This is a genomic window from Micromonospora sp. 4G55 (assembly GCF_016803375.1).
This window is the reverse complement of the sequence record NZ_JAEVHN010000469.1, coordinates 1-4,960: the sequence shown is the minus strand read 5'-3', so window position 1 is coordinate 4,960 and position 4,960 is coordinate 1. Positions and strand designations below refer to the sequence as shown.

The following is a 4,960-nucleotide window of genomic DNA, read 5'->3' as shown; positions in this document are numbered from 1 at the left end:
GGCGGGGGCGCGACCGCCGTCCGGCCGGTCGCCTTTCCCTGCGGCACGCCCGCCCCGGCGGACGCCACCCCGGTCCCCTCCGTGCCACCGCCGACCGGCGAGCCCGCGCTGGTTGCGGGGTGGACCTGGTACGAGGACGCGACCGGCTTCCGGATCGCCGCCCCGGCCCGCTGGCTGCGCTTCACCGACGGCACGGTGACCTGCTTCCGGGAGCCGGGCGGCGGGCGGGTGCTCAGCGTGGCCCCCGGCGTCGCGCCGGCGGACCCGGTCGCCCACTGGCGGGCCGAGGAGCGACGGTTGACCGGCGACGGGGCGCTGCCCGGCTACCGCCGGGTGGACATCTCCCGGCTGGACATGTTCCGGGGCGGGGCGCTGTGGGAGTGCTCCTGGCTCAACGCCGCCGGCGTGCAGGTGCACACCGCCCGGTTGATCGTGGCGGTCGCGGCGGGCCGGGCCTACACCGTCTCATGGTTGACAGAAGAGTTCGACTGGCAGGTCAACGCGACATACTTCCTGATGATCCGGCAGAGCTTCCGGCCCGCCGCCTGACGCCCTCCCCTGTGGACCGTCCGGGTGATTGCCCCCTCGGCGGCGGCTCTGACACAGTGGCGTAGTTTTGTCGATCAAGAACCTGGGGAGGGCGACGCGACATGATGGGACCGTCCCACGCGCTGTCCGGCGCGGCGGTGTGGCTGACCGGCTCGTGGGCGCTGGACCAGTTCGCCGACTACCACCAGTCGCCGCTGGCGCTGGCCGTCGGCACCGCGGTCTGCGCCGGCGGAGCGCTCTTCCCCGACCTCGACCTCTCCGGCAAGGTCACCCGCAACCAGGGCGGCGCGACGGTGGCCCGCACCTTCGGGGTCTTCTCGCTCTTCATCGCCGAGGTGATGGAGAAGATCTCGCTCGGCGTCTACTACGCCACGAAGCTGAGCCGGGACCCGCGCCGCAACAACGGCCACCGGACGCTGACCCACACCCTGCCGTTCACCGGCCTGGTCGGCTGGGGCACCACGGCGCTCTGCGCGGCGTACGGCAAGTGGGCCGTGGTGAGCATCCTGTTCTTCATGATCGGTCTGGCCCTGCGCGGGCTCTTCGACGAGTGGGCCGAGCGCGCCGGCTGGGTCATCGTCACGCTGGCCTCGGCCGCCGCCGCCTGGTTCACCTTCGCCAACCTGCCCGGCGACCGGGGCTATCCGATGATCGGCCTGGCCGTCGGGGTGGGCTGTTTCGTGCACATCCTCGGCGACATGATCACCAAGGCCGGGGTGCCGATCCTCTGGCCCATCCCGATCAAACGGCGGATGTGGCTGATGGTCGGCCTGCCGAACGGCATCGCGCTGCGCACCGGCAGCAAGGCCGAGGTGATCGTGCTGCGCACCGCGCTGACCGTGCTCTCCGTGCTCGCCGCGGTCGGCCTGGTGGCGCCGTCGGTGCTGCACCGGTTCAATATCGAGGTGTGACCACCAGCGGGCCGGTGCCGGCCGACGACGACGACGTTCCGGCCTTCTGCCGGCACCTGGGCATTCCCGGGCTGGCCGACGTGCACGTGCACTTCCTGCCGCCCCGGCTGCTGCGCCGGGTGTGGGCGTACTTCGACGCGGCCGGGCCGCTGGTGGGCACCGAGTGGCCGATCCGGTACCGGTGGAGCGACGACGACCGGGTGGCGCACCTGCGGCGGATGGGCGTACGGGCGTTCAGCGCGCTGGCGTACCCGCACCGGCCCGGGATGGCGGCGGAGCTGAACCGGTGGACACTGGACTTCGCCCGGGCCACGCCGGAGTGCCTGCCCTCGGCGACCTTCTTCCCCGAGCCGGACGCGCCCCGGTACGTCGCCGAGGCGCTGGACGGCGGCGCCCGGGTCTTCAAGGTGCACGTCCAGGTCGGCGGGTTCGCACCGACCGACCCGGCGCTGGACAAGGTGTGGGGGCTGCTCGCCGACGCGGCCGTGCCGGTGGTGGTGCACGCCGGGCACGCCCCGGTCGGCACCACGCACACCGGGCCGGCGGGCTTCGCCGCCCTGCTGGCCCGGCATCCACGGCTGAGCGCGATCGTGGCCCACCTGGGCGCGCCCGACTACGCCGCCTTCCTCGACCTCGCCGAGCGGTACGAGCGGGTGCGGCTCGACACCACCATGGCGTTCACCCCGTTCTTCGACCGGTTCGTGCCCTTCCCCGCCGGTGAGCTGCCCCGGCTGCGCGAGCTGGGGCTGGCCGGCAAGGTGCTGCTGGGCAGCGACTTCCCGAACATCCCCTACCCGTACGCCGAGCAACTGGCCGGGTTGGCCCGGCTCGACCTGGGCGACGACTGGTTGCGCGCGGTGTGCTGGGACGGCGCCGCCGCCCTGTTCGACCTGGACCGGTCATGGTGCCACCCGTCGGGTGATCCATTCCGGAGCGCCGAGGTGGCGCTCGGCGGGCGGGTGGACCGGCCGGCGCGGAGGCGTCAGCGCGTGGCGACCGGCGGCGGTTCGGTGCCGGCCGCCCCGGTCCGGCGGAGCCGGGCCAGCAGTCGGGGGCACCTCCCGGGCGCCCCGCACGATGCCGACGTGCGTCAGGGTGGGCGGGAGCACCAGCAGCACCCCCACGACGCAGGCCACCGCGAAGCCGAGCGGGGACCCGGGGTCCACGAGCGCGACAGCGCAGACGCCGAGCAGAGTGAGTACGCCGGCCACGACGGCGGCGGCCAGCGTCCCGGCCAGGCCGCCGCGACGGCGACCGGTCAGCTCGGCGACCACTCCGGCCGGCACGACGACCAGCGGCACCAGGACCAGGCCGGCCAGCGCGGCCACCAGCACCAGCACCGGCCCGGCCAGCGGGCCACCGGCGCCGGAGTCGGTCACCAGGGCGTAGCCGAGCAGCAGCAGATAGCAGGCCAGACCTTCGACGGTGAACACGACCCAGGCGACCACCGCCCCGGCGATGTGCCAACCCACCGCAGCGACCATCGACCGCACCTCCCCCGCGCCGCGCGCCCACCGAAGGGCACCGCGTGCGACGAACCGTAGCCCCCGAGGGCGGCGTGCCGGGTGCCGGGGACGGCTCAGACGCCGACGCGCTGCGGCGGGACGGTCAGGCCGTACAGCGCCATCAGCTCCGGCGTGTCGACCCGGCTGCCGTCGGCCACCGAGTCGCACCCGATGTCGACGATCTGGTCCTTGTGCGCCAGCAGGTACGGCCGGGCACCGACGTCGGCGCTGGCCAGGGTCGCGATGCCGGACCAGTGCCGCCGACCGAAGAGCATCGGGTAGCCGCGCAGCCCGTCGTAGGTGGCGCAGACCAGCACGTCCGGGTACGGCAGCGCGGCCACCCGGCGTACCGCGGCGGGCGTGAGGCCCGGCATGTCCACCGGGACGACCACCACCGCCTCGACCCCCTCGTCGGCGAGCGCGGCCAGGCCGGCACGGATGGAGGAGCCGACCCCAGTGCCCCAGGCACGGTTGACCACCACCGTGACGCGGCTCAGGTCGGCGGTCTCCCGCACCTGGTCGGCGGCCGCGCCCAGGACCACCACGATCTGCTCGCAGCCCGCCTCGGTCATCGTGTCGATCATCTGGTTCACCAGGGGCGTGCCACCCTGGTGCAGGAGCGCCTCGGGTCCGCCGATCCGGCGTCCCCCGCCCGCTGCGATGATCATCCCTGCGATCCGGTTCAGCTGCGCCACCTCCGTCGTGAAGACGGACCGAGCAGAGCTGCCCGGCCCGTTGCGCCACACCGGACCCAACGAGCGCCCCCGGCGGCGGGTAGCGGGGCAAATAGGAAAATTGTGCGCTATGCCGCGTCGGCGTAGCAGTCGACGATGGACAGCTCCAGCGGGAACCGGACCGGCGTGTCCCCGAACAGCAGCGCCGAGGCCCGCTCGCCGGACCGGCCGACCGCCGCGGCGACCGCCTCGGCCTGCTCAGCCGGGCAGTGCACCATTACCTCGTCGTGCTGAAAGAACACCAGCTCGGCGGCGGTGCCGGCCAGCTCGCCGCGGAGCGTGGCGAGCAGCGTCGAAGCCCACTCGGCCGCGGTGGCCTGGATGACGAAGTTGCGGGTGAACCGCCCCCGGGACCGGGCCGCCCGGGCACGCGGGGACTGCGGGTCGGCGCCGGCGTCCGGATCGACGCCCGCGTCGTCGCCGTCGACGAACCCCGCCGTGCCAGGCGGGCAGGTACGCCCGAGCCAGGAGCGGACCAGGCCACCCGCCTCGCCCGTGCGGGCCGCCGCCTCCACGTAGCCGAACGCGGTCGGGTAACTGCGCTTGAGCACCGCCAGCGCGGGGACGGCCGACCCGCCGGTCTGGCCGTACATCGCGCCGAGCAGGGCCACCTTGGCCCGGGCCCGGTCACCGGCGAAGGAGTCCTGGGCCAGGGCCGCGTAGAGGTCGCCCGCCCCGCCGGCCGCGGCGAGCCGGGCGTCGCCGGAGACCGCCGCGAGCACCCGGGGCTCGAGCTGGCCGGCGTCGGCGACCACCAACCGCCAGCCCGGATCGGCCACCACCGCCCGCCGGATCACCTTGGGGATCTGCAACGCGCCACCACCCCGGGTGGCCCACCGGCCGGAGACCACCCCGCCGGGGACGTACTCCGGCTGGAAGCGGCCGTCGGAGACCCAGGCGTCCCGCCAGGCCCGGCCGTGCGCCGTCCAGATCCGGTAGAGCTCCTTGTATTCCAGGACCAGCGGCACCGCCGGGTGGTCGACGCCGCGCAGCACCCAGGCCCGGGTGTTGGGCAGCTCCACCCCGGCCCGGGCGAACGCCCGCAGCAGCTCCGCCGGGGAGTCGGCGTGCACCTGACGGACGCCGAAGGCGTCGGCGATCCGGGCGGCCAGCTCGGCGAGCCGGCGCGGCGGCCCGCCGACCGGGGACGCCTCGCCGAGCAGCTCGTCGAGGATCGCGTCGTGCACGTCGACGCGCCAGGGCAGGCCGGCGGCGCCCATCTCCACCGCGACTCAGCGCGCCGGCCGACTCGGCGGCGACC

General features: G+C 74.8%; 2 protein-coding genes and 3 pseudogenes. 3 read left to right on the top strand and 2 right to left on the bottom strand.

The annotated features are described in order from the left end of the window. From JNW89_RS27565 to JNW89_RS27555, 3 genes and pseudogenes are all read left to right on the top strand, one after another. Window positions 1–549: pseudogene (locus JNW89_RS27565) on the top strand (serine/threonine protein kinase); the annotation flags it as partial. A 101-nt stretch (window positions 550–650) separates the two neighbouring features. Then, window positions 651–1,460: a metal-dependent hydrolase gene (locus JNW89_RS27560; RefSeq protein WP_238451275.1), complete on the top strand. Its 810-nt coding sequence runs from the start codon at window positions 651–653 to the stop codon at window positions 1,458–1,460. A 14-nt stretch (window positions 1,461–1,474) separates the two neighbouring features. After that, window positions 1,475–2,353 (top strand): annotated as a pseudogene (locus JNW89_RS27555) (amidohydrolase family protein); the annotation flags it as partial. 686 nt (window positions 2,354–3,039) lie between these two features. On the opposite strand, the gene JNW89_RS27550 reads toward JNW89_RS27555, so the two are convergent. Further along, complete coding sequence (locus JNW89_RS27550) at window positions 3,040–3,633, bottom strand: NTP transferase domain-containing protein (RefSeq protein ID WP_238451273.1); 594 nt, start codon at window positions 3,631–3,633, stop codon at window positions 3,040–3,042. Window positions 3,634–3,767: 134 nt separating this feature from the next. Then, a pseudogene (locus JNW89_RS27545) lies at window positions 3,768–4,960 on the bottom strand (bifunctional 3'-5' exonuclease/DNA polymerase); the annotation flags it as partial.